Raw genomic sequence first — 26,440 nt, 5'->3', positions numbered from 1 at the left:
TTTTTGTATCGTCTGCTTCGTGTGTGGCTGGGGCTGGAGTTGTGCTGCTTTCTGTCAGGCTGTCAGGCGCGAGCAGAAAGCAAGCCAGTGCAAACAGCAGCACTGGCACAAGTATGGTAAGTGGAATATTAAAGACCGGCATTCTTTAGTCGATTAGCATGGCTGCGGTAAATACTGAGTGGATCCGTTGCGGTTAAACCGCGCAAGCCCAGTACCTGATTAATCAGGTCGGCATGGTTCAGCGGATAATTGTCACGCAGCACTTTACCAAAGTGGTTGCTGCAACGACCAGTAATACCATCATTACCTGCGCTGCCGAACAGTAAGCCGGTGGTGGCAAACAAATAATCCAGCGGGTCGAGGATATTGGTCAGGTTGGCATCGCCACCCCAGGAATACAGGCGGATGTTGTTACCATTAATATTGACCTGCTGAGGACCTTCTCCGCAGTGTGTCTGTGGCAGACCGGCGGGAAAATTCTGATTAAACGCCGCAGCGCCTGCGCTGGTAAATTCAGTGGTTAATGAGCGCACATCGCCTGCCGGAACATCATCACCAGAGAGTAAATCGATCAGACTGCCAGCGGCGTTGCCCACCACTTCAAACAGGTTACCCAGCAACGTGTCATCGGCAAAAACACCATTCAGTAAATCGGCAATCGGCGCTCCCTGATGGGGTGAACCAACGGTGGTAACCGAGGCCACCAGATCCGGACGTACCGACATTACATAACGCGCAGTCAGACCACCCTGGCTGTGAGCAATCAGATTGAATTTTTCAATTCCCGGATGCAGCACCTTCAGGGTTTCCATTTCATGAATCAGCTGCTCGCCACGGTCGATGGAATTATTAAAGGCATTAATATGGGCGACATAAACCTTGGCGCCGCCTTCCTGTAATTTCGTACCAATTTTGTACCAATAATCAACACCGGCAATATTGTCGAAAGCCAGAATGCCCTGCACCAGCATGATCGGGTGACGGGTCTGGGTATAACCGGATGTATTGCCGGAAGAAGACATGGCAGAAGCCATGAATGGGCTCAGCATTAATGCACAGCACAGCAGCAGTTGACGGACAGAACGTACGCGCAGCATGGAAGATCCTTTTTATTATTTTGTGCGCAGTATATCGGTGGGGCTTTGGTGGGCGTACCACAATCAGGGCCAGTTCGGCCTGAAAGGAGCAGGGCAGGAAAAATACGCGGAAAGCAGGAGAACGTCAGGTAGGGGCAGAAAGACAGTGGCGGTATCAGGCAAATGTAATAACACAGAAAAGCAAATGCCCGGAGCTGGCTCCGGGCGAAGCAGAATTACTCTGCAGTTGCCGCAGTTTCTTCTGTTTGCATGTTGTCTGGCTGAGTGTCTTCGGCCTGAACTTCATCAGCTGTTAACTCACCGGCATCAGATTCATCTGCGCTGACTGCCGCAGTGTTTTCAGCAGCAGGGGTTTCAGTCGTAGGGGTTTCAGTCGCCGCTACCGTTGTTTCACATTCCCAACCCCAGCCGCGCTGCTTTTCGACAAACTCAGCGGCTTTCTGCTCGCAGTAGCCACCTTCGGTCTGTGCGCTCCACAGCACCTGAGAGCCGCTGTCTTTGGTGTAGTGTACCTCGCACGGGATAGTGCCTTCGCCGGTGTATTTAACTTCAATAATCCGGGTCAGGTTGCCGTGGCTGCATACGGTGCGGTCGCCACTGCTGGCCTGAGCAGCAGGAGCCAGAGCTGCAGCGATTACCGGCAGCAGAGCAGAGATATAAATTGCAGGTTTCATCGTAATATCCTTATTTATGCAGAGTGTGTTTGCGGAACCGTTGTCCGGAAGCCACTAAAAACCCTCTGCATAAATCTGTCAATTATCCATTGGCGGTTTTGTGGAGAGTGCACTCTTCTGGCCGGAAAGGGTAACCCCGTTCAGGGCTTCTGCCAGACGTACCGCCGCCTGCTGCAACCGCTGCTGTAACTGCGGACGGAACTGGCGGATATAGGCATCATCAATTACCACCGGCTTTTGCGCTGCCTGCTGATAATGGCGATAAATTTCGCGTGTGATGGTGAACGACTCATTGGCAAAGGCGAGTGGCTGGCCAGCTGACCAGTCGCTGAGCTGCTGTGCGGAAATTTGCTTTAATGCCAGCGCGCTTTGTTTTTTATAAGAGAATTTTCCGAGCAGATCACCATCCCACAACTGATGCAGGTTGGTTTTATCGCCCTTGAAACGCACAGCGGCTTTATTGCCACCACGGTCATCGGCAAAGCTGACATGCATTGGCTGATGCACATCCGCCATAAAATGCGCGAGAAAAAACAGCGCCTGCCAGTCGTCTTTACTTTTACTCAGGCGTTGCCGCATATCGGTAATGGCCTGCACCACACAGCCCTTATCACCACAATCATCGGCGCGGACTGACGTCGCCGTACGCGGCACATTAATATAATGCCAGGGTTTGGTATGGCGGAATTTGCGCTCGTCGCGCACTTCATCGGCCCATGAACAGGCATGGGCGAAGCTCTTCTCCCCCCCGGCTTTTACCTGTTGGTCAATCCAGTGGCGGGTTTCAGGCGTGACCAGCTGATACGCCATTTCGCATACCTGTGCATGGCCGGAAAATTCAAAAGCGTGTGCATGATTGCTGGCTAAAGCCGGCCCCAGTAAGAGCAGAACCAGCGGCAGCCGCAAAAGAATAGGAAAGACAGATTTAACCAACACCGAAAACTCCTGCCGGCGCTTGCAGAGACTGATCGCCGGGAATGATTGCCGTAACTGATTGCAGCAGGTTAGCATGAGCCACAGCTTTGCCCAATGCAGCAAGGCTTAAGAGTTCTGACAACAATAAATAATGGCCACAAAGAACCGGGGTATACCGATGTTATTGATCAGTGGTTTTTACATTGCTCTGACCGCTTTACTGCTGCTGGCACTGGCTTATATGGTCGTGCGCCTTCGCCTGAAACATAAAATCGGCCTGCTCGACGGTGGCGAAAAAACCATCGCCGTCGCTATGCGTGCCCAGGCCAATGCGCTGGAAACCGCATTACCGGTTTTACTGTTGCTGATGGTGGCCGAACTGAATGGCGCCTACGCCGCCTTCCTGCATGTATGTGGCATCGGCTTTCTGCTGTCGCGGGTTTTGCACGCCTGGGGATTTAATCAGGCCTCTGGCGGAATGCACTTCGGCCGTTACTACGGCACCCTGCTGACCTGGATTGTATTGCTGGCGCTGATCGTGCGGGTGCTGTGGTTGTCGGTAGGTGGGATGTTGGGGGGATGAGGCTCCACTTAGGAGCAATGTTGGTTGGTGTTAAACCTGGAGCTTGCGACAAGAACACCAACCGTAGTTCATTGTCACGCTAGAGCGGCTTGTTATGCATTTTTAAGGTAATGCTCTCGATGGTATTTAATAAACTCTATATTAATGAGATGTTTTTTTACGACTCTAAGTTTACCCTCAATACCAATGAGCTCTAATTTGTCACTTATAGCAAAGCCGCCATTGTCAAACATAACATGGTGGTTAGGACATAAACACAATAGATTACTTTCTATATCTGGCCCGTTATGTGGTTCCCCTAAAGGTTTTATATGGGCTGCTTCTGCATAAAAACCTGCGCTAGTTTCTATCGCTATTCCACATACTTGGCATTTATAATCATGCCAAGATTTCACGTTTTTAGCTTTTTGATAGTTTCTTACAATGCGATTAACTGTCGATGACTTTCTACCTGGTGCATCATACTCACCAGTTGGCTCTTTAACTATGTAATCAGTAGTAGGTAAAGACTCCTGAGCAATTAACCTGTACCTCCAAACTTTATAACCAGACTTTCCTGTTTCATACCAATAGCTTTCAACATTATATAGTCCTGCATAGCGGTAACCTTTTGTGGGGCTTAATTCATGTTTATGTTTATGCCCACGGGTAACTCGGACTGGAAGGTTTTCTATTTTACTTTTTGCTAGAGCTAGATTTACACCATCTAGCTCTTGATCTGAAATTTGTTTACCATTTTTTTGGCCGCCAGCACCTGTATAAATGATAACGCTACCAAAATCTTCGTCATCCTCATACCCACCAGAAAGTACTATAGAGTCAGCTCCTTCGTTTTTACCGCCACTTATTCCAGCAACCAAAGGAGGATGAATATTAGCTTTAGCTAAAGATTCTCTACTATCAAAGAGATCGCCTGGACTAACTCCATCTATTTCACCGAAAGTGCGCATCTAGATCCTTATGTGCATAATGCCTCAATCAGCCGACGCTTTAGCGGTTGGCTGCATTGAATTTTTAGATTTTTCGTCAGCTTTCTGTTTGGCAACGCCAATGATGCTTTCTAAGTGTTTTTGCCTTTCATGCTTAGCGACATACCAATCTTTAATTAATATTTCTATGAGGCCTATAAGAAGCTGCGCTTCTGCAGGCTCAACATCAATAATTAAGTTGATGTCCTTTTCCATGTGTGCGCCAATATTGCCAATGCTTCTGACCGAGTCGATTGCCTGCCATGTAATCGGATCTACTTTGTCCTGAATAGAATTAATCTCGTCTACCAGGCGACCTTTTTTGCAACCCCAAAAGTCTCGGATGATTCCCTGAAGGCACCGTCTAGACAACGTTGCCGATGCCTTTGGGCTTAGATCTCTTATTAAGCAAGCCTCTTCGTAATTATCGATAACTGCTTGCGGTATATAGGTTGGAAATTGCTTCGCCAATGAACTCGGCTTCATTGACCAGTTCATTAAGATTTCATTTTGGATTACATGGCCATATCCATTGTTGTAAGAATTGTGAAGAGATCCTGTGATCGTATATTCTCTGCAGTCTTCATTAGGGCACGTTATTACCTCAGTTAGAATTCCTAGCGATCCATCTTTATTATCATGATTAAAAAAATGAACTTCAGACGTAAAGTTCGAATCTGTTATTGTCGCATCCCTATTACAGTAAGGGCATGACCAACTAAATTTTATCGGCATGTGCCTTTCCCTCTTTGAAATCTAACGGTTTATTCGTAGGCATGCTCATTTACACGCCTAAGCCATTATTCAGATTTCCAACCTAACCCATTGTCCGGGCCGTAAAAATCATCGTTATTTTATTTCTTGTCAGGATATAAACGCGCATGCGTGCTTTTACCCAGTGCTTTACCAGTCGTCAGATCGTTCAATTGACTCTTGCATTCCGGGCACGCTGCCGCCCGTTCCTGTAAGCACAAGGCAGGAATGACGTGGTGTTATATCCGGAATGGTAAGCGGGAGGACGGTCGTTGGGCGTGTGTCCTTACGATATGCTGCATCCCTGCTTTGGTTCGAGAATACTGAAGATTGGGGATGGGTTCAATAATTGATAAAACTGGTTACAAGTCTGAGCACAATTACTTCCAGAACCAACAACGCGGCAGGCACTACTACGCAGAGCGTAGTAGCGAGCCGAGCCCACGCAGCGGCCACAAAACAAGCCAGCCATCGCGGCTGAAAGCCGCTCCCACCGGTAGTAGCGAGCTGTTTCGGGGGAACGGAATCTTCTGATTCAGTCGTGGATAAGATCCACTCCTACAGTGCTGTGCCTGATTTAATATGCGGCGTTGCGTCTGAATTAACGCGGCATTTGTACGGCGCCAGTCAACCAAGTGATTCTGCGGCCTTCAGAGCAAAACCCTGCCCCGGAGCGATGCATTTGGATAGATGTTTTACATAGTCGATCCGGGGCGGGCTAAATGGCAGGAGCCATTTCAACAGCCGTAGGCTGGCCCGAAGGGTGAAGGGCATGGATGCCCGTAATCATTGTTTTGCGTGCCGCATAATCGCTGCAGTTGGCTGAACAGCGCCGGACAGCCGCAAGAGAGGATCGGAAGGAGATACCTCTCCTTGCATAGGGGCGCAGGGGGCGGAGCCCCCGCAAAGGCTTCAACTTAACTGCAAAAGCCAGCCCGCGCAGCGGCTGCAGCTCAGAGCACAACCATTTGCAGTACCGACATCGCGGCAGGCACTACCACGCAGAGCGTAGTAGCGAGTTGTAAGCGGCGGGCAACCCTTCGACACGCTCGTGCCTCGCTACTCAGGGCGAACGGCTGCAAAACAAGCCAGCCATCGCGGCTGAAAGCCGCTCCCACCGGTAGCTGCTCCCACAACATCATTTGAGGGTAAACAGAATCTTCTGATTCAGTCGTGGATAAGATCCACTCCTACAAGTATCTGCCTCATAGCCAGTACCTGAATAAACCCGCCGGTTTATACCAGACACACCAACCATCGCCCTCAGGCGCGCACGATCAACAGCAACATACCAGCACCCGCCAGACTCAGCCCCACCACTTCCGGTAATCCGAGGGCAAAGGCCTGCCACCAGGTAAATAAACCACTGCCAATGGCGAGGGTTGCCAGCGCCTGCTGGCGCTTCTGTACTTTTTGCGCGGCCAGCTCCTGACGCAGGGCGACAATTTCTTTTTGCAGCGCCTGCTGGTTTTCGTCCATATGGTTCAGGCGGCTTAATGCGCCGTGTACCAGTCCGGGAATTTGCGGGGCTTTTTCAATCCAGCCCGGCAGCTGGCGTTTTAATTCTTTAAATGCGGCTTTGGGGCCAAAACGCTCGCGCATCCAGCGTTCTAAATAGGGTTTGGCGGTGCTCCATAAATCCAGCTGTGGATACAGCTGACGGCCCAGGCCTTCAATATTGAGCAGGGTTTTCTGCAGTAAAACCAGCTGCGGCTGCACTTCCATATTAAAGCGGCGCGCGGTGCTGAATAACTGAATCAGTACCTGACCAAAAGAAATCTCAGCCAGTGGTTTATCAAAAATCGGTTCGCACACGCTGCGGATGGCGGCAGAAAATTCATGCACTTTGGTGGTGGCCGGAACCCAGCCGGAGTCGATATGCAGCTGCGCTACCTGATGATAATCCTGATTAAAAAATGCCAGCAGGTTCATCGCCAGATAATTCTGATCTTCTTCGGTCAGGCTGCCGACAATGCCGCAGTCGATGGCAATGTATTGTGGTGCCTGCGGGTTATTACGCGAGACGAAAATATTGCCCGGGTGCATGTCAGCATGAAAGAAGCTGTCGCGGAATACCTGGGTGAAAAAGATTTCCACACCACGTTCGGCCAGCAGTTTCATATTGGTGTTCTGTGCCTGCAGAGCGTCGATATCCGCTACCGGAATACCGTAAATACGTTCGCTGACCATGACTTTGCTGCGCGTGTATTCCCAGAATACTTCCGGCATATACAGCAGTTCGGAGTTGGCAAAGTTACGTTTCAGCTGGGTGGCATTGGAGGCTTCGATCTGTAAATTCAGTTCGCCATAAATGGTGTGGCGATAATCGTCGACCACTTCCAGCGGCTTTAAGCGGCGGCCGTCTTCGGAATATTTCACCAGCAGGCGGGCCATGGTTTCCAGCAGCTGCAGGTCGCGCTCGATGGTGTGCTCGATACCCGGACGTACCACCTTAACCACCACTTCCCGACCGGCTTCACCATTGGCATCGAACAGACGCGCGGCGTGTACCTGAGCAATAGAAGCGGAAGCCAGTGGCTCGGCGGAAAACTCGGCAAATAATGCGCTGATTTTCTGCCCCAGCTGGTCTTCGATTAACGCCATGGCTTTATCGCTGGCGAAGGGCGGAACGTCGTCCTGCAGACGTTTTAATTCTTTAACAATATCGTCGGGAATCAGATCCGGGCGTGTGGATAAAATCTGGCCGAATTTAATAAAAATCGGGCCTAAGGCTTCCAGCGCCAGACGCAGACGTTCGCCACGGTTAAGGCGCGACGGCACCGGATTTAACCGCCACGGCGCGAGCCACAGGGCAATGCGCAACGACAGCGGCAGCTGCTCGGTTGGCACCAGACTGTCGAGCCGGTAGCGGGTGAAGACAAACAGAATTTTCCACAGGCGCCAGAGGTTTGCCACGTCGATATTATTCCTTGGGCAGAGAAGGGTTGTTCGTAGAATCGTTCTGCTGCATACGCGCTGCTAAACGCAGGGTGCGTGCTTCTAAACGATCGGTCGCCAGACGCAGCTGGTCAACCTCGTCGGCAAACTGTGCCGCCAGCGGTTCCGGTGTCAGCAGTTGCGCTTCATCTTCGAGATATTCTTTAACGGCATTGCGGTAAGCCGGTGCGCTGCTTTTGCCCCAGTTCAGTAAGCCGCGCAGACCTTTGCCCAACTGATGGGCGAGCAGGCCGCCGGTCAGTGGTGTGATCAGGGCTTCCCAGTCGATATCGAGGTTTTGCGCAACGCGGGTCAGCGATAAGGCAAACTCGCTGTCGCCGTCCATATCAATGGCACTGCTGATCAGGGCGTGGGCTTTATCACTGGCGCGGGCGAGGGCAAAGAAATCGGCGGCAGAACCGCTGAGCGTTGCATCGGCACTTTTTAGACCATCGGCGCTACTAAGACCATCAGCGCTACTCAGGCTACCGTTATTGCCAGTGGCGGGCACAAGGCTGAGCACAATGCCGTTATCGACGATGCGGATCAGCACCGGGTTTATGGCGTCGATGCGCACACACAGCAAGCGGCCCTGCTGGCGACGCAGCGAGTTTAATGCCGCCGGGTCGTAACGCAGCACATGATTAATGGCTGCTTCAAAGGGCACGCAGGCAGCCTGCAGTAACTCGGCCGGCAGCTTATTCAGCATCAGGGTTTGATTCCGCGGTGCAGAGCCACCACGCCACTGGTCATGTTGTGGAAGCTGCAACGTACCAGGCCGGCGTTTTCCATCATGCTTTTCAGGGTTTCCTGATCGGGGTGCATGCGGATGGATTCAGCCAGGTACTTGTAGCTTTCGGAATCGTTGGTCACCAGCTTGCCCATAAACGGCAGGGCGGTGAAGGAATACAGGTCGTAGGCTTTGCTCATCAGCGGGTTGGTCGGCTTGGAGAATTCCAGCACCAGCAGACGGCCGCCCGGCTTCAGCACGCGGGTCATGGAACGCAGTGCGGCGTCTTTATCGGTAACGTTACGCAGACCGAAGGCGATGGTGATGACATCGAAGCTGTTGTCTGCGAACGGCAGACATTCGGCATTGGCCTGAACGTATTCGATATTGCCAACGTAGCCCTGATCGGTCAGACGGTCGCGGCCGACGTTGAGCATAGAAGAGTTGATATCGGCCAGCACCACTTTGCCCTGCGGGCCAACGATCTTGGCAAATTTCTTGGTCAGGTCGCCGGTTCCGCCAGCCAGATCGAGCACCTGATCGCCCGGGCGTACGCCCGACATATCAATAGTGATGCGTTTCCACAGGCGGTGTACGCCGAACGACATCAGGTCGTTCATCAGGTCGTACTTGGCAGCCACGGAGTGAAATACATCGGCAACCATGGCCTGTTTCTGCTCGGTAGCGACGGTTTTGTAGCCAAAATGCGTGGTTTTTTCCTCGGACATGCGAATCTTCTCCCGCTGACGACCTGTAGATGGGCGGCCATTTTAACGGTGCAAGTCGTGAAAGTCTTGCGCTGTGTCGGCTTTTGGCCGCCGCCGGGGGCTGTGCCTGAGTTAAACTTAAAGAGTTAACCCGGAGATACCCGTGACAGAAAATAAGCGCTTTACAGCAATATGCCAGAGGGTCGTGCTGGTGCTCAGCTGGCTGATGATAGCGGCCAGCAGTCTGGCGGCAGATGGTCGGCCACAATTACGCATAGCGGTGCCGGATGATGGCTACCCGCCCTATGTCGTCCGGCAGGATGATCAGCTGCATGGCATCCTTATTGACCCAATGCACAAGGCCGCACAGCGTGCCGGTATTGAGCTGGAGTTTGTGTATATGCCAGAGCTGCGCTCTCTGCATATGCTTGAGTCCGGGCAGATTGATGGCCGTATGGAATCCCCTTACTGGACCGAGCAACCGGAGAACTATCTGTGGACTGATCTGGTGGTGTGGCTGGAAGATGTGCTGGTATACCGCAATGACCAGCCGTTTGATCTGGAGCAGGAAGATGGCCTGCTGGGCGGCGAAATTATCACTCATCTGGGTTATGCCTATCCGGCCCTGCAACCGGCTTTTGCTAACGGCAGCCTGATCCGGCTGGATAAACCCACCGAGCAGGACATGCTCAATACTCTGCTGATCAGCCAGGCCGAAACGGCACGGGCGCTGATTATCGGGCGTGATGTGGCACAGTGGTATGTGGCAAAACAGCCACAATTACAGGCCTTGCCACTGACCTTCTCCAAACGCGTATATGGTTGTGCGCCGATGGGTTTTCAGTTTGCCCGTAACGAGCGGGTTAAAGCGCTGTTGCAGCGGCTGAATAAAGAATTCCCACCGGGTTCGCGTAAGCGTTGCCAGCCTATTGCTCCTGTCACCCTCGCGCCTGCAGCCGGGCACTGATTCTTTATCCTGAAGACAGCCTGTCGTATTTTCACCTGTGCAAACCCTGTGTAGCAGTGCAAGCTTGCGGCTTTGATAATGACAATAACAACGCATGAATGATTCATGCAGCGAGGTATCTATGTTTATTCTGTTAAATAAAGTGGTCACGGTACTGTTCTGGATTCTGGCGATTATGGCCGGTGTGCAGGGCTGGGATGGCCTGCTCGGCTGGCTGCCAACCATCGCTGTGGTCGTTGCCGGTATTCACGTACTGGAAGTGGCGTATTTCTGGATGGCACTGAAGCACAAGAGCAGCAACCCGGTTGCCGATGCGGTGCAGGTATTTATTTTTGGTATTTTCCATATGCGCCGTTTTATTCAGACAGAAGCTGCCTGATTAAACGCCGGATTTAACGGCCTTCTGGCCGCCATAAAAAAGCCTGAACACCTGTGTGGCGTTCAGGCTTTTTTTATGGAACCGCTCCGTTCGCTTGCTGCACTGCACGCGGCATGTCGCTGGGTTATGGCAGTATGTCTGCACTCAATCCGCTTTCTTCTGCCGCTATTAATTCATCGCTGAAAAACTGCTGAATGCGTGCGGCAATCATCGGGTCGCGGAGTATTTTCCGGTGCCCTAATGCAGGCGGCAGGAATACTTCGGCAGCGGTCAGATGTTTTCGGATGGCATGCACCGAAGTGCTGGGAATTTCAATATCGTCCTGGGCATGAATTAATAATGTTGCCGGATTACTCTGGCTGAGCAGATGGCCGCTATGGAGTTCGCAGGCCGGACGTCCGACTTCTTCTTCAATGCAGCGGATAAAATATGCCGTGCTGGACGAGGGCAGTCCCATAAAGCGGGCAAAGCCTTCCAATACATCCAGCAGGCTGGCGGGTGAAGACATCAGTACGCAGCGTTCCATCTTTACGCCCTGAGCAGCGGCAATAGCCAGCGCCGCGCCGCCCATTGAATGACCCAGTGCGCCATAAAAAGGGCCGAAAGCAATATCCGCTTCGACGATGGCATTGGCAAATTCCACAGGATTACTCTTATCCCCGCCTGATTGTCCATGGCGTGGCGCATCAATCGCGAATACATCAAATCCCTGTGCCACCAGAGCATTGGCAATAACCGCCATGTGCGTCGCCCGGCTTTCCCAACCGTGCATTAATAAAATGCGTGGGCCGCTGTTCGCCCAGCGCAGAGCACTGAGGTGCCCGGCAAAGCTCAGGCGCTGGGCCTGTTTTTCCGTGGCCAGCTCCCAGTCTTTCAGCGGCAGTAATCTGGGGGTTAAAAACATCCGGGCATGGCGGCGGGCAACGGTTGCCGGCAGCAGGCGGCCGAGGACAGAATTCTGCATACGCAGCAGTGTAATAGGGTTCATGATTTACTCCTTAAAATGCACTCTGCCAGCCAATTAAAAAACGACTGGACGATGAGAACTGACCGAACGGCCCGGTGAGGTCGCCAAAAAAATAATCGGCACCGCTCCACAAAGACCAGCGATCGTTCAGCTGATAACTGACTTTGCTGCGCAGCTGACCGTCGTTGTAATCGCGGTTAAGCAGGGCAAAAAAACTCAGCTCCAGCGTGTCGTTGAGTAAGTTTTTTTTCAGCAGCAGCGTATGGCGGGTGCTGATTTCGCGGCGGATAATTTGCGGCCGGTAAGCCAGAATGCGGCTCTGGTAAAACTGGTAACTGACAAACACATCTGCCGGGGCCTGGTAATCCAGTGCGGTTACCGTCGCCAGTTCCGGGCTTTGGCTAATGCCGTTATTTTGCAGATCGTCGCGCAGAAAAAATGTCCGGCTGGTATGTCCGGCTTCCAGACGCAACACCACACTGCTGAATGCTGTGCTGGCGCTCAGGCCGAGCAGGTGGCTGCGGCGGTACACGGCTTCCACATCGACCTGAAGATTACTGCCGCCCGTATTTAATGTGCGGTAAATAACGGGAATGTCGTGGTAAAAATTAAAATAGCTGGCGCTGATATCCCAACCGGCCAGAAAGGCACTCCAGCGTAAGCCATACTCCCAGTCACTGCCCTCCGGCCTGCGGGTTGGCAGGCGGTTAACCGTTATGCCAGCGATCGGCTTCGGCGCCAGTTCGGGGCTGGTAATGGCAAACGCCGTACCCGGTTCTGCCAGCTCACTGAAGGTTAAGTCGGGAATAATTAACCACTGCAAAGACTGCTCATTGGGCAGAGGAATATGCGCATTAAACATCCAGGTGGCGATGCGTGAATCCTCGGCATCGGGCAGGTTAAATTCGCGCATATCCTGCGGGTTAATAATATCCAGCACCCGCAGGCCGTCGGCCTGACCCCAGACAACCTGTTGTTTACCACTGCGCAGAGACACGCCGTAGAAATACTGGTCAGCATAGGCTTCGGCAATATCAAAGCGCACGTTATCCCATTGTGTCAGTGGCCCGCTGCTATGCAGGCTGCCCGCCGGATAATTATCTGTCCGGCTGGTTGGCTGCTCTGCGTACAGGGTGTCAGAAAAATCAGCACGCAGACGTGGCTGCAGATTAAACGACGTATCGGCCGTGCGGTATTGCCATTCACTTTGCAGCTGAACTTCTGCCTTGCTCAGTGCGGCCGGAGCATCACTCCAGGCCAGTTCTGAACTTAGCTCTGAACTGAATTCGCTGTGCGCCGCACTGCTCAGCAATATCAGGGTGAAAGCACCGGCGCTTAGCCGATATTGCTGTAGGAGTTGCTGTCGGAGTTGTTGCCGGAGTTGTTGCCGGAGTTGTTGCCGGATATTCATCTACAACCCCCGGCGCAGAGTATTCTGGGTAAACAGGTGGTCGGCCACATCCTGCTGGTAATCGACGGCAGAAAAAATAAACAGCGAGCGGTGGCCGCTGATATGGTTTTCGGCCAGCAGCTGATGCCGGGTCCAGATGCCATCAACCATACGGATATCCGTTACCTGCACGGTTTTCAGCGGCACCTGTTTAATATCCAGATAGTCGCTTTTAACCACGATCCAGTTTTGCGGATCAATATAAAAGGTTACCTCGCCATACCCCAGTTCCCGGGCAATAGCCGCCGTTTTTGGGGTGCCTTTGACCACCAGTTTTCCGTCATCGTCTGGCAGGCGTTGCAGCTGATAGTCGGCAATACTGATATGACCGTTCTGCTTAATATCTTCATAGGTAAAATCGGTACCCATAAAATAATCGCCCCGGTCGGATGCAGAAATCCGGCGCACCTTGCGCAGTGCCGGCAGGTACAGCCACTGATCATCTTCCTGATCGGCGGCGGCATAATCGAAGGTCAGAAAACCGGTGTCTTTAACATTGGCCGGTGATTTATAAAAAAATACGGTCTTTTTATCGTCACCAAAATACTTGCGGTAAGACATGGTTTCGCGGCGCCGTTCTTTGCCACGACTGTCGGTCAGCAACATGCTCAGCTGGCTGCTGACATGCTGGCCGTCATCCACCGCATTTACCCGCTGTGCGATATTGTCGGCCGTGAGTGTTGCCAGTAATTCCGTATTAACAGCTTCTTCTGCCTGCAGCGGCTGGCTGTTCGCTGCTCCGTACAAGAGTGCCCCGTACAAGGCTGCCGTGCCCAGACCAGTGGTGAATAACAGTGTCAGTACCGTACTGCCAGCCACGTGTTTTTCTGCCGCTATCGCACTGGCTTCGGCCGCCTTTTTGTCACCGAAAATAAAGGTCGGCTGCAGTAATGCAATCAGTGCCGGTAACAGCGTCATGGCAGCGATAAAACTCATACTCACCGATAACACGACAATGGTGCCGAAGTGCGTCAGCGGTACAACCTGCGAGCTGATCAGTACGCCAAAACCAAAGGCAATCGCCAGATAATTAAATAACAGTGCCCGGCCTGTAGAACGGAATAATTCGGTAAATAATCCGCTGCCTTTTAATCCGTCGGCCACCAGAGTTTTCAGGCGTTCGAGGGTATGAATAGCAAAGTCGATCCCCAGACCAATGGCTACCGAAGCAAACATGGAGGTGCCGATGCCCAGATCAATCCCCAGCAATGCCATTGCCGCATAAACCGTAAGAATGGAACAGATTACCGGCAGGGTTGCGAACAGACCGGCCGCCCAGGAACGGAATAATAACGCCGAGACCAGAAAGACACAGAGCAGCGAAATCACCACACTGTAAAAATGGCTGACGCCCAGATCTTTAATCCAGTGGTAATTAACATTAACGCGACCACTGAGGCTGGCAGTAACCGGCTCATCCATAACGGCATTGTTAAAGTGCTGATCGATATATTGCTGCAGGGCTTCAACCACTGGTTTGGTGGCAATAAAATCGGCACTGTCGAGATTCAGACGGATATTGGCCAAACGGTAGTCATAATCAATTTCTTCAGAAAAATCGGCAGGATCAGAGCTGGCCGAATAGAGCAGAAAATACTGCGCAATCAGGTCGGCATCCTGTGGCAGACGGTAGGCATCGTTCTGGCCTTCGTTCAGGGATTTATTCATCTGCTTTAAATAATCCACCACCGATGATGAACCATTTACATGTGGCAGGGTTTCAGCGTAGGCCTGCAGGGCTTCCATGGCATTCAGCACCTGCGGTGAAAAAATCCCTTCGTTACGGCTGCTGGTAATGACAATGTCCAGCGTATTGGTGCCTTCCAGATGCTGATTAATGACTTCGTCAGCCTGATAAATCGCTTCGCTGGAATGAAAGGTATTAATGCGGTTTTCGTTTACCTGAATCTGGGTGGCCAGCAGGGCGCCGCTGATGCTGAGAAAAGCAAATAATGACAGTGTGGCGCGCGGATGGCGTACACAGCTTCCACCGACAAATGTCATCAGGCGGGCAAAAGTATCCTGCTGGCTGTTTTGCTCAAGGCGAATCCAGCGCTGGCTGACTCTGGGTTTCAGTAAGGTGATGCAGGCCGGTAAAACAAACAGCGAATAAAACCAGGCAACCAGCACGCCGAAGGCGGTGAATAAGCCAAAATATTCAAAGGGTGGCATATAAGATGACGCGTACAGGCCAAGAAATCCGGCAATAGTGGTCAGCGACGTCAGCGTTACCGGGCGCGCCATAACGGCAACGGCTTCACGGATGCAGGCCTGCAGCGACCAGTCCGGGTGTCGTGCCTGCATTTCGTAATAGTGGCTGAAAATATGAATCGAATCGGCGACCGCCATACCAATTAAAATAACCGGCATAGCATTGGTGATAACAAAAAAAGGCACACCGCAGTAAGCCATAAAACCGAGGGTCATCAGTACCGAGGCGGCAATCACCAGATTACCCAGCAAAGCCGGTAATAAACGACGAAAAGCCACCATCAGCATAATGGTAATAATTAATCCGGCGAGCGGATTCAGGCGGCTGGCATCGTGATCGATATAGTGGCCGAGATAGCCCAGCACAGCGCCTTCACCGGCCACATGCAGTTCGACATCTGCCGGCACTTGGGTTTGCCGCAGCAACTGATTGATGGCGTCGTAAGCGGCTTCGGCCTGGTTGTCGTCGTACAGCTCCAGCACGATCATACTCATCGCGCCGTCGTCAGCAACCAGCATGCCGTGATACAGCGGAAAGTCTTCTATTGCCTGGCGTACAGCCGCACCATTGCCTGTTGAGCGTAAATCGTAGAACGGCGCAACATTCATCCCGTCAGCCGAGGCAGTGATATTATTTTCGCTGGCCAGACTGATGGTACGTGCCGTATTAATCATCGGCAGGGCATTTAACTGATCTGTCAGCTGCCCGATCAGATCGAGAGTCTGTTTGCGGTAAATGCCTTCTGCCGAGCGGTCGTATATGGCAACGATCAGCGGATCGCTTAAACCAAAAATTTCCCGCACCTTGTTTTTATACACCAGCGCCGGATTGTCGGCTTCGAGAAAAGCATCGGCGCGGGTGTCTTTGTGCAGCTTTCCCAGACCGGTAATCAGTAATGCCATTAACAGCAAACCGGCGAACAGGGTCATTTTCGGGTAATTAACCCCCGCCTGGATGCCGGCTTGTATGGTGCTGTGCAGCCAGTGCTTTTGCCTGTTGGTATTCATACTTTGCCCTCAAATAAATGCATATGCATCTATATGTAAATGTATATGCATGTAAATGGCAAATTTTTTTTAGCTGCGCAGGGCAAGAATAGCGTCGGCAACCTGCAGCAACTGCGCAGAAAGCTCTTCTCCAAGGTGTTGGGAAATACCGCTCTGTGCCTGCTTCCAGCGAACTTTTGCCTTATTAAACAAGGCCTTACCTTCGTCGGTCAGGGACACCAGAGTCACCCGGCCATCATCGGGGCTGGGGTTGGTTTGCACATAGCCGCTGCGGATCAGCGGTTTCAGATTGCGTGTCAGAGTGGTTTGCTGCAGCACCAGAACTTCCTGCAGTTCTTTCTGCGATGGGCTTTTCAGCATCGACAGCACACGCAGAACAGAGAACTGCGCAATGGTAATACCCAGATCGCGCAGGCTGTTGTCGTAGTAGCTGGTCAGAACCCGGTCGGCCTGGCGCAGCTTGAGGTTAAAGCAGGGAGTAATATTCATAAGAGTATCCGGCTGCAGAACAATGCAATCATAGCTCAGGCGACGGCGGGCTGTCAGCGCTGTTTGGATGCAAACACTTTCCGTCATGAAATAGTTGCATCCGTGCGCTTTGTCATAACGCGAAGCGCAGGCAGTGAATACCGAATCCGGATCGTTTGATTCTGCTTTTTGCAGATATAAAAAACGCAGCCAATGGCTGCGTTTTTTATTTCAGCGTGCGCTTATTACACGGCTTGTACGGTTGCTGTTGCTTCTTCAGCTTCCGGATATAAATCCGCTTCAGCCTGTTCCAGCATGGCGAATTCTTCTTCGGCGGTTTTGGCCACCAGATGGTTTTTGCTGTAACCAAAATAATAGGCCGCACCAATCACAAAGAGGATCAGCGTGTAGAAGAAGGCGCGTGGGTCGAAGGCATACACACCGGTTAATGCAATCAGCGACAACAGCAGGGCGATACCGGAAGTAAATACACCACCCGGTGTTTTATACGGACGCACCAGCTCAGGCTGTTTAACGCGCAGCATAATATGGCTCAGTGCCATCAGAGCGTAAGACACGGTTGCACCAACCACGGCCATGGCCAGCATCAGGTCGCCTTCACCGCTCAGGGACGCAGCAAAACCTAGTACGCCAGGAACGATCAGGGCACGCGCCGGGACTTTACGTTCTGTGGTTACCGACAGGCTTTGTGGCAAATAGCCGGCACGCGACAGGGCAAATACCAGACGGCTGTAACCGTAAATAATGGAGAAGAATGATGCAATTAAACCGACCAGACCCAGTACGTTAACCACGGTTGCCAGTTGGGTGTTACCGGTTGCATTCAGGGCATCAACCAGAGGTACGGCACTTGCGCCCATCGCCTGCGCACCAGCCGCGCCCGGAATTAACAGCACAACCAGCAGGGCGGTAAACAGCAGGAAAACCATCGCACCGATAATGCCTTTAGGTACATCTTTGGCCGGGTCTTTGGATTCTTCGGCGGCCAGTGGTACACCTTCTACCGCCAGGAATAACCACATAGCAAAAGGCAGTGCAGCCCAAACACCGTACCAGCCCAGCGGCAGCATGGCAGAAGTGCCTTCGCTGGCAGCAATATCAAGCAGGTTGGCGCTGTCAAAATTACCGATTAAAGCAACAGCGGTGGCAATAATGGCCAGCACGGCCAGACCGGAAATCACCATCATTACTTTTAATGCTTCGCCAACACCGGCCAAGTGAATACCGATAAAAACTAAATAAAAGGCGGCATACACCCAGGGGCCGTTAAAGCCGAGTAAAGCTTCAACCGCCGAACCGATAAAGATCACAATCGCCGCCGGCGCCAGGGCGTATTCAATTAATACCGCAAGGCCGGTTAAATAACCGCCGGCCGGGCCCATTGCCTGACGGGCAAAACTGTAACCGCCACCGGCGGCCGGAATAGCCGCCGACATTTCAGCCAGTGACAGCACCAGGGTAAAATACATCACCGCCATTAACAGTGCGGCGATGGCAAAACCACCCCAGCCTGCCTGAGCGATACCAAAGTTCCAGCCGGCAAAATCACCGGAAATTACATAAGAAACACCGAGGCCGGCGAGAAGAATCCAGCCGGCGGTGCCTTTTTTCAGTTGCCGTTTGGCAAGGTAGTCCTGATGGGATGTGGACATGGTATTACCTCATACGTTGAATAAATGGTGTTTTTTCAAACAGAAAAAATACAATCAGCCGAGCAGAAAGTTTTTCGTCTCTGCCGCGGGGGAAGAGGCGGGTTTTATTGTTGTATGCTCATCCGGAAAATCGGGCTGATGATCAATGGTCGCCGCTTGTGCGGTACTTTCTGACAGGCTGTCTGCGGGGCCGGTCAGCGAGCCGCTGCGGTCTTTAAGTTGTACGCCGGATAGCTGCAGCCGGCGTGATTCGCGCAGTAAATAACCGGCCTTATGGGCCGCTTCGCTGAAGTTCAGACCTTCTGGCCGAACGTTGGAAATACAATTGCGGCGGGCATCGGTCAGGCCGCGCACCGGTGCCCAGGTGAGATATAAACCGAGGCTGTCGGGAGAACTTAACCCCGGCCGTTCGCCAATTAATACCAGTACGGTTTTAGCATTTAATAATTCGCCGACATCATCACCGATTGCGACCCGACCCTGTTCTACCAGGGTGATGGGGGCAAATTTCCACGCTTGCTTATCGTCCTGCAGCTCTTCGCATAAGGCCTGAATAAAAGGCACGGCGTTATGGGCAATAGCGGTGGCGGATAAACCGTCGGCAATGACCAGCGCCAGATCAAAAGGTTGTTCCGGCGTTTGCTGTTCCTGCTGCAGTAATACCCGTGATGCTTCATCCAGACGGCGGCCTAAATCGGGGCGCTGTAAGTAGGTCATGCGGTCAACGGCTTCGCTGTGCAGCTTTAACGGTGGCTCGTCGCTTAACAGCGGATACTGTTCGGCCAGGGTTTCCAGCTGCTGTGTCAGTTCAGAAAAATCGAGTGGCGTATGTACCGCATCACGCGCCTGAGCGTGGGCTAACTGAAATTCCAGCATTTCTTTGGTTGGCAGACTGATGCCGCTGCGTCCGAGGCCAATGCGCGCTGCGGTAAACTGGCGCAGGCGACGCCATGGGTTATCAACAACGCCGTTCCAGTCATCGTTATGGATATCTGGCTGATCAACCATTGGACACCTCCGATGCTGAATTACCGGCCGGTAATGTTTTTAATGACGCTGCAAACGCCGGTGGTAATGCATCGTTTAAGCAGGCACCGGCGGCGTTGCTCATAATCTGCATTTTTTCCAGCCAGGCTTCGAATTCCGGTGATGGCCCAAGGCCCAGAACACGGCGTGCGTATAACGCGTCGTGGAATGAGGTGGTCTGATAATTGAGCATAATGTCGTCGGAGCCGGGAATGCCCATCACAAACGAACAACCGGCTGCGCCCAGTAAGGTCAGCAGGTTATCCATATCGTTCTGATCGGCTTCGGCGTGGTTGGTGTAGCAAACGTCACAGCCCATTGGCAGGCCGAGTAATTTGGCGCAGAAATGATCTTCCAGACCGGCGCGGATAATTTCTTTACCGTCGAATAAATATTCCGGGCCAATAAAACCCACCACGGTATTCACTAGCAGCGGATTAAATTTGCGCGCTACGGCATAGGCGCGGGTCTCACAGGTTTGCTGATCCAGCCCGTGGTGAGCATTGGCTGATAATGCGCTGCCCTGACCGGTTTCAAAATACATCACGTTATTGCCCACGGTACCGCGCTGTAATGACAGTGCGGCCTGCTCGGCTTCGGCCAGTGTGGCTAAATTAAAACCAAAGCTGGAGTTGGTGGCCTCGGTGCCGCCAATCGACTGAAATACCAGATCGACCGGTGCGCCCTGTTCGATGCATTCCAGCGTATTGGTGACATGGGTCAGCACACAGGACTGGGTTGGAATTTCGTATTTTCTGATGACCTCGTCCATTAATTTCATCAGCCGGGTGGCCTGAGCAACGTTATCGGTGGCAGGGTTAATACCAATCACCGCATCGCCGCTGCCATACAGCAGGCCATCGAGAATACTGGCGGCAATACCATTCATATCGTCGGTCGGATGGTTCGGCTGCAGACGCGTCGCCAGGCGTTTGGGTAAACCAATGGTGCTGCGGAAAGCGGTAATAACACGGCATTTTTGCGCGACCAGAATTAAATCCTGATTGCGCATAATTTTACTCACCGCTGCCGCCATTTCCGGCGTGATACCGTTGCGGATACTGGCCAGCATGTCGCTGCTGGCCAGATCGGAAAGCAGCCAGTTACGGAAATCACCCACGGTAAAATGACTGATGGGTGCAAATGCCAGCGCATCGTGTTCGTCGATAATTAAACGGGTGACTTCATCCTGTTCGTAAGGAATTAATACCTCGTTAAGAAAATTCTTCAGTGGCACCTCGGCCAGCGCCATCTGTGCTACGGCACGTTCTTCGGCGGAACGGGCAATCACCCCGGCCAGACGGTCGCCGGAGCGGGCAGGGGTTGCTCTGGCCATCAGGTCGGCCAGATTACGGAATTCGTAGGTCTTGCTACCCAGAGAGTAGCGATACGCTTTATGCATAGCGGTTTCCTGAAACAATGACGTGTTGCGGCCGGCAATAAGATGGGCGCGACCGGAACAGATATTGCTGTCGCAGATACAGCTGACAGCCTCATCCTTTATCAACAGCTCAGCGAATAGCGTTCCGGCGGCCTATCGAATTTTGGCAAATGTGGTTTTTGTTATTTAAATCAGCGGATTAATGATGGTAAAAACAGCGAAATCAGAGACCCTGAGCACAGGATATTTGTGAAACACTCAGCTTTATTGCCTGCCGTTGCAGATGGCGCGCACACTAATGCAGCGGTTGCAGAAAAATCCGCCCCCGATTGGTGCATAACCGAAGCAACCGATGCGGACGAGCACGCCCACAACCTGCGTGACTGGCAACAGGAATACGATCAGCTCAGCGACGGCGCTTTTTATGGCCGCATCGACGAACTGGCGCTGGAGCATTTGCAGGTATTCCGTGAACACACCAGTCAGGCGCTGCGCCAGCAGTGCAATGTCTGGCCGGATTCTGTCTGGCTGGGATTTGCCGCCGGCGAACAGGACTGCCGTATTAACGGCCAGGAAGTGGCCAGCAACGAATTAATGTGCCGGCCGGGAAACACCGGTTTTGAATTAGTGACACCGCAAAGCTTCGATATTTACGGCATCGTGGTCAGCCAGCAGGCGCTGACACAGTGTGCTGAGGCGCAGGGCATTAACCTTGATGCGCGTTTATGGCAATCACCACGGCGCGGCTGGCAGGAACAAAAACTCAACGCCCTGCGTTATGTGTTACAGCGCTTACTGGCACCCAAACACAGCGGTCTTGCCGGGCCGTTACAGCAGGACATGCTGTTAATGGCCGTACTCGAAGTGCTGCAACAACCAGATAACAACAGCAATACGCTGCCGGCCTATGCACGGCGTAAAGCGGTGGTTGACCGGGTAAAAGATTTTCTCGCCGCCAACCCCAATGCACCGGTTACCATGACCGAACTGTGCGAATTAACCCATGTAAGCCGCCGCACCCTGCAATACAGTTTTGAAAGTATTCTGGGCATCAGCCCGTTACGTTATTTACGCGTATCACGCTTAAATTCTGTACGTCGTGCACTGTCACAACCCGATGCCATTCTCGATGTTGAACAGGACGACGTAACCGTGCAGCGCATTGCCAGCCACTGGGGCTTCTGGCATGCCGGCCAGTTTGCCCATGATTACAAACAACTGTTTGGTGAAAACCCGTCGGAGACATTAAAGCGCGGGTTTATGGGGAGGGGATAGGTTTAATCAGGAGGCCGACTCTTGAATCGCGCGTAAAAAAATTCTGCACTAGTTTTTCAAAATAAGAAGGTTGGTACGAAGCAGAACTTCGCTATTTCTTGCTGGAAAACGAGTTTTATAGCTTTGTTGACGGGATCATGCTGTACGGCATTCAGTTTTAGGGTAAGCAAAAATGAGCGAATTCTGATAGCGGATAAAATTCGTCCGCATAGCGGTGTTTGATTTTATATTCGGCATTGCGTTTGAGTTTTTGCGTCCGAATGTATGCGCCTGAATGTGTGAGTCTGGGCCCGCCGTAGCGGGGTAAGTCCCGGACGTTTTGCCGAACAGATGGGTAAAGCCTGATGGCAAAACCCTGTCAGGCATGATGGTTGCGCCGGAACTCCGTTGGCGTACAACCACTGAAGCGGCGAAAGGCTGTGTTAAAGGTCGATTTTGAATTAAAACCCACATCAAAACAGATGCGTGATACCGGCGTATCGCTGTCGCGCAGCGCCTGCTGTGCGGCCTCAATCCGGTAGCGGTTGAGCCAGTCGTAAAAATTACTGCCGGAGCACTGGTTAATCGCCGCCGATGCCTGATGGCTGGTCATGCCACGCATGGCGGCCAGCTTGCCCAGTGACAGTTCATTATCGCGGAAGGCGCCATTGGCCAGCGCCTGCTGCAGCTCGGCGAAGAGTTCCTGCTGGGCGTTGTTGGCGGTAGCTGCGCTGGTATCGGCTGGTGTGACGTTGCTGCTGTCCGGGTCTGCGCTGCCCGGGGCTGAGTTGTCTGGTTTGGGTGACGTTGCCAGCGGCTGGCGCGGCGGATGGCTTTGCGGCAGCTGAACGTGGCTGAGCATCAGATACAGCAGGTAAGCACTGGTCGGGGCGAGGGCAAAGGCCACCGACAGGTTCCAGCCAAAGCCAGTGCTGAGCAGAATACGGCCCAGCAGTGAGAGGGCAATAATCAGCTGTACGGTCTGCAGTTTATTAATCCAGCTGCCGAGTCTGGCTTTACGTCCCTGGTAGCCCAGGGTGCGCTGCCGCCACCAGTACAGCAGGCTGAGACCGGCGATAATGGCGAGGTAGTCGTTGCCGTAGGGCGCCAGTGGTTGCCACAGGCTTTCGTCGATCCGTACTTTCAGCATCCAGTCGATGCGTTCGGCGGCGGGCAGGCTCCAGTATGAAATATCCATTAAGGCGACGATAAAGGCCGGAGATAAATGCAGCAGCATCTGCCTGCGCGGGTGAAAAATATTGTCGCCCTGCAGTGCGCGCTGATAGCCATACAGTGTGAGTGGCAGCAGAACAACCAGCGGGTCGACCAGCTTCAGAAAGAACGGCCAGCGCAGAAACATATCGGTGGCGTGATAGAGAAATTCCAGCGATTGCAGCATCACCAGCGTTGCCAGCCCCAAAAGCCAGGCGATGGTCAGGCGGGTATGGGCATGATTGACCATCCAGCTCAGGGTAGCCAGCAGCAGTACGCTGCTGAGGCACAGTCCGATCAGCGCTGCTGCACCTGCTTCGTAGTTCATCAATACCTCTCAGAGAGATCAACTAAAGTTCGGATAGATCGAACCGTACGTCTAAGTTGTTGTTTTTAATGTTATTTTTCTTCGGTGTCGGATCTATCGATACGGACGATCCTGGTGCCGTTCCGGCGTCTAATACTATTTCCTGTCACATAATCATAACAAGTGAGGAAGCCCAGATGTATTTAGGCACCGTCCTGAAGAAGCCCGGCCTGTACGCGCTGAGCGCGTTAAGCTGCGCCTTATTAACAGGCTGCAATGACGACAAGAGCAATGCAAGCCATTCCTACGATGCACAGATTACTTACACCGCCCATGGTGTGCCGCATATTGAAGCCAAAGACTATCCCAGTCTGGGTTACGGTATCGGTTATGCGCAGGCCAGAGAAAACCTCTGCACCCTGTCCGAGCAGCTGCTGAAACTGAAATCACAGAAATCCGAATACTTTGGTGCCGGTAGCGGCAACGCGAATCTGTTGTCGGATCTGGGCTACAAGGCCATGGATTATCCGGCTGAAGCCGCCCAGCTGTACAGTGGTTTGTCAGCAACGACCAAAGGGCTGCTGCAGGGCTATGCCGCCGGTTTTAACCGCTCGCTGAGTGAGCGTGCCGGTCCGCAGGAATATCCGTCGCCGTGTCGCGGTGCTGACTGGGTAACCAGCATTACAGCGCAGGATTTGCTGGCCTATCAGCTGGATCTGGCCGGGCTGGCGAGCGCGCGTAACTTCCTCGCCGCGATGGCTGCGGCACAGCCGCCTGTGGCGACCGTTGCTGCAGTCGACAGCGCACAACTGGATGCCGGCCATGTTTTTACCTCTGAAGGCATCGGCAGCAATGGCTGGGCGCTGGGCAGCGATCGTGTTGATGGTGCCAGCTCTGCACTGTTAGGAAACCCTCACTTCCCGTGGGATGGCGAGCTGCGTTTCTACCAGCAGCATCTGACCATTCCCGGTGAGCTGGATGTGAACGGCGTGGGCATGGTGGGTCTGCCAGCGGTAGTGATCGGCTATAACCAGAATCTGGGCTGGACGCACACCGTGTCGCAGTCGAAGCGTTTTACCCTGTATCAGCTGCAGCTCGATCCGGCTGATCCGCTGCGCTACAAGTTTGATGGTGAATACCGCGAGCTCAGCAGCAAAACCGTTACGGTAAAAGTGAAGCAGGGTGACGGCTCGCTGGTGGATGTACCGCACACGCTGTACTTCAGCCACTTCGGGCCGATGGTGAACCTGGCGTCACTGTCTCCGGCGCTGGGCTGGAGCACCAGCAGTGCGATTACCTTCCGCGATGCCAACGCCGGTAACACCCGTATGCTGGAACAGTGGCTGGCGATGAATAAAGCCAAAACCCGTGATGAATTCTTCCAGGCCTTTGCCGACCATCAGGGCATCCCGTGGGTAAATACCCTGATGATTGCCGATGACGGTACGGCTTCTTATATCGATGGTACCCAGGTGCCGCAGCTCAGCCCGCAGGCTGAAGCATACTGGGGTGTGGCTTCCAAGAGCCCGCAGTTAGCACCGATCTGGCAGGACGGCGCCGGCAGTGTGCTGTTGCCGGGTAATACCTCACTGTACGAGTGGGTCGATACGGGGGATGCCGGTGCGCCGGGGCTGGTGCCGTTCAGCAAGGCGCCACAGGTGACGCGCAGCGACTATGTATACAACGCCAACAGCAGCCACTGGCTGACCAATCTGGACGAGCCTCTGGTTGGCTACAGTCTGATGTACGGCCCGGAGCAGATTGTGCGCAGCCCGCGCACCCGTTACAACGCCCAGCTGATCAGCGATATGTCGGGAACCGGTCTGGCCGGTGCTGATAACCGCTTTACCCTGGGTGAACTGGAAACCGTGCTGACCCATAACGGCTCGCTGTTTGGCGGTGATTTCCGCAATGAACTGGTAACCCGCTGCACCAACTACAACAGCATTCAGGTAAGCGGCTCGGCCTTTGATCTGACACCGGCCTGTACCGCGCTGGCCAACTGGGATGGTGAGTACAACCTGAACAGCACCGGCGCGCAGGTGATGCGTGAATTCCTCGCAGCCTTCCGCGTTTCCGGTCACCGTGATTTGTCTGACAGCCTGTTCGCGGTCCCTTTCAGTGCCCAGCAGCCGGCGACTACTCCATCGGGTCTGGTGGCGATTGACGCCGGTGATGTGGATAACGACCCGGTACTGCAGGCACTGGCCGCAGCGGCAAAACGCCTGACCGATGCTGGCATCGCACTGGATGCCACTCTGGGTTCGCTGCAGTACGTGATTAAAGCAGAGGGCAAAGATCCGATTGCGATTACCGGCGCTAACTCTTATGAAGGCGTATTTAATATGGCGGAAAGCAAAGTGCCATCCCGCTCTACCTCTGAGCTGGCAACCAACCTGGTGGGCAGCAAACGCAATGACTCGCCACTGGTGTCACTGGATGAAGACGGCAATGGTGCGACCGAGCGTTACCGCATTAACTACGGCTCCAGCTTTGTGATGGCGCTGCAATACGGTGATAACGGCCCTGAGGCAGAAATGTTCCTGAGCTACGGTCAGTCACATGATCCGGAGTCGGAATTCTTCACCGACCAGACGCAGAACTACAGCAACCTGCAGTGGCGTCCGATGCTGTTTAAAGCGGCGGATATTAAAGCGCAGGCGGTGGAGACGCTGCAGTTAAAAGGTAAGTAATTACCGGCTTGTCAGACATAAAAAGCCCGCGTGATACGCGGGCTTTTTTGTTTTTATGCGGGATAAATGTTGTGGCGTGG

At 53.0% G+C, this 26,440-nt stretch carries 21 protein-coding genes; 5 read left to right on the top strand and 16 right to left on the bottom strand.

Annotated features, from left to right (window positions below; genetic code table 11):
- Positions 1 to 128: 128 nt before the first annotated feature.
- The 3 genes from HUF19_RS17095 to HUF19_RS17085 form a co-directional block, all read right to left on the bottom strand.
- Positions 129 to 1,097, bottom strand: a complete 969-nt coding sequence (locus HUF19_RS17095) for a lipase family alpha/beta hydrolase (RefSeq protein ID WP_260997722.1) — start codon at positions 1,095 to 1,097, stop codon at positions 129 to 131.
- Between the two features lie 215 nt (positions 1,098 to 1,312).
- Positions 1,313 to 1,771, bottom strand: a complete 459-nt coding sequence (locus tag HUF19_RS17090; RefSeq protein WP_260997721.1) for a hypothetical protein — start codon at positions 1,769 to 1,771, stop codon at positions 1,313 to 1,315.
- Positions 1,772 to 1,849: 78 nt separating this feature from the next.
- A complete protein-coding gene (locus HUF19_RS17085; RefSeq protein WP_260997720.1) occupies positions 1,850 to 2,707 on the bottom strand; it encodes a S1/P1 nuclease in 858 nt (285 codons plus the stop codon).
- 157 nt (positions 2,708 to 2,864) lie between these two features.
- On the opposite strand from HUF19_RS17085, the gene HUF19_RS17080 reads away from it, so the two are divergent.
- Positions 2,865 to 3,269 carry an MAPEG family protein gene (locus HUF19_RS17080; RefSeq protein WP_260997719.1) on the top strand — a complete coding sequence of 135 codons (405 nt, stop codon included), beginning with the start codon at positions 2,865 to 2,867 and terminating at the stop codon, positions 3,267 to 3,269.
- Between the two features lie 92 nt (positions 3,270 to 3,361).
- Here HUF19_RS17080 and HUF19_RS17075 read toward each other — a convergent pair whose 3' ends face one another.
- The 5 genes from HUF19_RS17075 to ubiE all read right to left on the bottom strand — a co-directional run bounded on the left by HUF19_RS17075 (position 3,362) and on the right by ubiE (position 9,385).
- Entirely contained in the window at positions 3,362 to 4,219 is an 858-nt protein-coding gene (locus HUF19_RS17075) for a YDG/SRA domain-containing protein (RefSeq protein ID WP_260997718.1), read from the bottom strand.
- A 24-nt stretch (positions 4,220 to 4,243) separates the two neighbouring features.
- The gene (locus HUF19_RS17070; protein WP_260997717.1) at positions 4,244 to 4,735 is read right to left on the bottom strand and encodes a DUF4145 domain-containing protein; all 492 of its coding nucleotides are present in this window, start codon (positions 4,733 to 4,735) and stop codon (positions 4,244 to 4,246) included.
- A 1,518-nt stretch (positions 4,736 to 6,253) separates the two neighbouring features.
- Positions 6,254 to 7,906 carry a ubiquinone biosynthesis regulatory protein kinase UbiB gene (ubiB, locus tag HUF19_RS17065; RefSeq protein WP_260997716.1) on the bottom strand — a complete coding sequence of 551 codons (1,653 nt, stop codon included), beginning with the start codon at positions 7,904 to 7,906 and terminating at the stop codon, positions 6,254 to 6,256.
- Positions 7,907 to 7,913: 7 nt separating this feature from the next.
- A complete protein-coding gene (locus HUF19_RS17060; RefSeq protein ID WP_260997715.1) occupies positions 7,914 to 8,636 on the bottom strand; it encodes a ubiquinone biosynthesis accessory factor UbiJ in 723 nt (240 codons plus the stop codon).
- Positions 8,636 to 9,385: a bifunctional demethylmenaquinone methyltransferase/2-methoxy-6-polyprenyl-1,4-benzoquinol methylase UbiE gene (gene ubiE / locus HUF19_RS17055; protein ID WP_260997714.1), complete on the bottom strand. Its 750-nt coding sequence runs from the start codon at positions 9,383 to 9,385 to the stop codon at positions 8,636 to 8,638. The genes HUF19_RS17060 and ubiE overlap by 1 nt, the downstream gene beginning before the upstream one ends.
- Before the next feature lie 142 nt (positions 9,386 to 9,527).
- On the opposite strand from ubiE, the gene HUF19_RS17050 reads away from it, so the two are divergent.
- Positions 9,528 to 10,331, top strand: a complete 804-nt coding sequence (locus HUF19_RS17050; protein WP_260997713.1) for a substrate-binding periplasmic protein — start codon at positions 9,528 to 9,530, stop codon at positions 10,329 to 10,331.
- Positions 10,332 to 10,452: 121 nt separating this feature from the next.
- On the top strand, positions 10,453 to 10,710 hold the full coding sequence (locus HUF19_RS17045; RefSeq protein WP_260997712.1) for a DUF1145 domain-containing protein: 258 nt from the start codon (positions 10,453 to 10,455) through the stop codon (positions 10,708 to 10,710).
- Positions 10,711 to 10,834: 124 nt separating this feature from the next.
- Here HUF19_RS17045 and HUF19_RS17040 read toward each other — a convergent pair whose 3' ends face one another.
- From HUF19_RS17040 to HUF19_RS17010, 7 genes are all read right to left on the bottom strand, one after another.
- Entirely contained in the window at positions 10,835 to 11,698 is an 864-nt protein-coding gene (locus HUF19_RS17040) for an alpha/beta fold hydrolase (RefSeq protein ID WP_260997711.1), read from the bottom strand.
- Between the two features lie 10 nt (positions 11,699 to 11,708).
- Complete coding sequence (locus HUF19_RS17035) at positions 11,709 to 13,088, bottom strand: DUF1302 family protein (protein ID WP_260997710.1); 1,380 nt, start codon at positions 13,086 to 13,088, stop codon at positions 11,709 to 11,711.
- A complete protein-coding gene (locus tag HUF19_RS17030; protein WP_260997709.1) occupies positions 13,089 to 16,346 on the bottom strand; it encodes an outer membrane lipoprotein-sorting protein in 3,258 nt (1,085 codons plus the stop codon).
- 69 nt (positions 16,347 to 16,415) lie between these two features.
- A complete protein-coding gene (locus HUF19_RS17025) occupies positions 16,416 to 16,835 on the bottom strand; it encodes a MarR family winged helix-turn-helix transcriptional regulator (RefSeq protein ID WP_260997708.1) in 420 nt (139 codons plus the stop codon).
- A 224-nt stretch (positions 16,836 to 17,059) separates the two neighbouring features.
- The gene (gene eat, locus HUF19_RS17020; RefSeq protein ID WP_260997707.1) at positions 17,060 to 18,487 is read right to left on the bottom strand and encodes an ethanolamine permease; all 1,428 of its coding nucleotides are present in this window, start codon (positions 18,485 to 18,487) and stop codon (positions 17,060 to 17,062) included.
- 54 nt (positions 18,488 to 18,541) lie between these two features.
- Positions 18,542 to 19,495, bottom strand: a complete 954-nt coding sequence (gene eutC / locus HUF19_RS17015; protein WP_260997706.1) for an ethanolamine ammonia-lyase subunit EutC — start codon at positions 19,493 to 19,495, stop codon at positions 18,542 to 18,544.
- Positions 19,488 to 20,915, bottom strand: a complete 1,428-nt coding sequence (locus HUF19_RS17010) for an ethanolamine ammonia-lyase subunit EutB (RefSeq protein ID WP_260997705.1) — start codon at positions 20,913 to 20,915, stop codon at positions 19,488 to 19,490. Before HUF19_RS17010 ends, eutC begins: the two co-directional genes overlap by 8 nt.
- Before the next feature lie 228 nt (positions 20,916 to 21,143).
- Between HUF19_RS17010 and HUF19_RS17005 the strand changes: the two genes are divergently transcribed.
- Positions 21,144 to 22,169, top strand: a complete 1,026-nt coding sequence (locus HUF19_RS17005; protein WP_260997704.1) for a helix-turn-helix domain-containing protein — start codon at positions 21,144 to 21,146, stop codon at positions 22,167 to 22,169.
- 358 nt (positions 22,170 to 22,527) lie between these two features.
- Here HUF19_RS17005 and HUF19_RS17000 read toward each other — a convergent pair whose 3' ends face one another.
- Positions 22,528 to 23,688, bottom strand: coding sequence for a helix-turn-helix domain-containing protein (locus tag HUF19_RS17000; protein ID WP_260997703.1), 1,161 nt, complete (start codon positions 23,686 to 23,688; stop codon positions 22,528 to 22,530).
- 176 nt (positions 23,689 to 23,864) lie between these two features.
- Between HUF19_RS17000 and HUF19_RS16995 the strand changes: the two genes are divergently transcribed.
- Positions 23,865 to 26,360: a penicillin acylase family protein gene (locus HUF19_RS16995; protein ID WP_260997702.1), complete on the top strand. Its 2,496-nt coding sequence runs from the start codon at positions 23,865 to 23,867 to the stop codon at positions 26,358 to 26,360.
- Positions 26,361 to 26,440 lie beyond the last annotated feature (80 nt).

It is taken from the genome of Thalassolituus hydrocarboniclasticus (genome assembly GCF_025345565.1).
In the GTDB taxonomy this organism is placed as follows: domain Bacteria; phylum Pseudomonadota; class Gammaproteobacteria; order Pseudomonadales; family Oceanobacteraceae; genus Venatoribacter; species Venatoribacter hydrocarboniclasticus.
Note: the sequence above shows the minus strand (reverse complement) of the source record. Positions and strands in the feature narration are given on the sequence as shown.

Excerpts from the sequence above, each read along its gene's own strand:
- HUF19_RS17040 (WP_260997711.1), bottom strand. The coding sequence starts at position 11,698 with ATGAACCCTATTACACTGCTGCGTATGCAGAATTCTGTCCTCGGCCGC.
- HUF19_RS17080 (WP_260997719.1), top strand. The coding sequence starts at position 2,865 with ATGTTATTGATCAGTGGTTTTTACATTGCTCTGACCGCTTTACTGCTG.
- HUF19_RS17010 (WP_260997705.1), bottom strand. The coding sequence starts at position 20,915 with ATGCATAAAGCGTATCGCTACTCTCTGGGTAGCAAGACCTACGAATTC.
- eutC (WP_260997706.1), bottom strand. The coding sequence starts at position 19,495 with ATGGTTGATCAGCCAGATATCCATAACGATGACTGGAACGGCGTTGTT.
- HUF19_RS17075 (WP_260997718.1), bottom strand. The coding sequence starts at position 4,219 with ATGCGCACTTTCGGTGAAATAGATGGAGTTAGTCCAGGCGATCTCTTT.
- HUF19_RS17030 (WP_260997709.1), bottom strand. The coding sequence starts at position 16,346 with ATGAATACCAACAGGCAAAAGCACTGGCTGCACAGCACCATACAAGCC.
- HUF19_RS17025 (WP_260997708.1), bottom strand. The coding sequence starts at position 16,835 with ATGAATATTACTCCCTGCTTTAACCTCAAGCTGCGCCAGGCCGACCGG.
- HUF19_RS17045 (WP_260997712.1), top strand. The coding sequence starts at position 10,453 with ATGTTTATTCTGTTAAATAAAGTGGTCACGGTACTGTTCTGGATTCTG.
- eat (WP_260997707.1), bottom strand. The coding sequence starts at position 18,487 with ATGTCCACATCCCATCAGGACTACCTTGCCAAACGGCAACTGAAAAAA.
- HUF19_RS17095 (WP_260997722.1), bottom strand. The coding sequence starts at position 1,097 with ATGCTGCGCGTACGTTCTGTCCGTCAACTGCTGCTGTGCTGTGCATTA.
- HUF19_RS17035 (WP_260997710.1), bottom strand. The coding sequence starts at position 13,088 with ATGAATATCCGGCAACAACTCCGGCAACAACTCCGGCAACAACTCCGA.
- HUF19_RS17070 (WP_260997717.1), bottom strand. The coding sequence starts at position 4,735 with ATGAACTGGTCAATGAAGCCGAGTTCATTGGCGAAGCAATTTCCAACC.
- ubiE (WP_260997714.1), bottom strand. The coding sequence starts at position 9,385 with ATGTCCGAGGAAAAAACCACGCATTTTGGCTACAAAACCGTCGCTACC.
- HUF19_RS17000 (WP_260997703.1), bottom strand. The coding sequence starts at position 23,688 with ATGAACTACGAAGCAGGTGCAGCAGCGCTGATCGGACTGTGCCTCAGC.
- HUF19_RS16995 (WP_260997702.1), top strand. The coding sequence starts at position 23,865 with ATGTATTTAGGCACCGTCCTGAAGAAGCCCGGCCTGTACGCGCTGAGC.
- HUF19_RS17060 (WP_260997715.1), bottom strand. The coding sequence starts at position 8,636 with ATGCTGAATAAGCTGCCGGCCGAGTTACTGCAGGCTGCCTGCGTGCCC.
- HUF19_RS17090 (WP_260997721.1), bottom strand. The coding sequence starts at position 1,771 with ATGAAACCTGCAATTTATATCTCTGCTCTGCTGCCGGTAATCGCTGCA.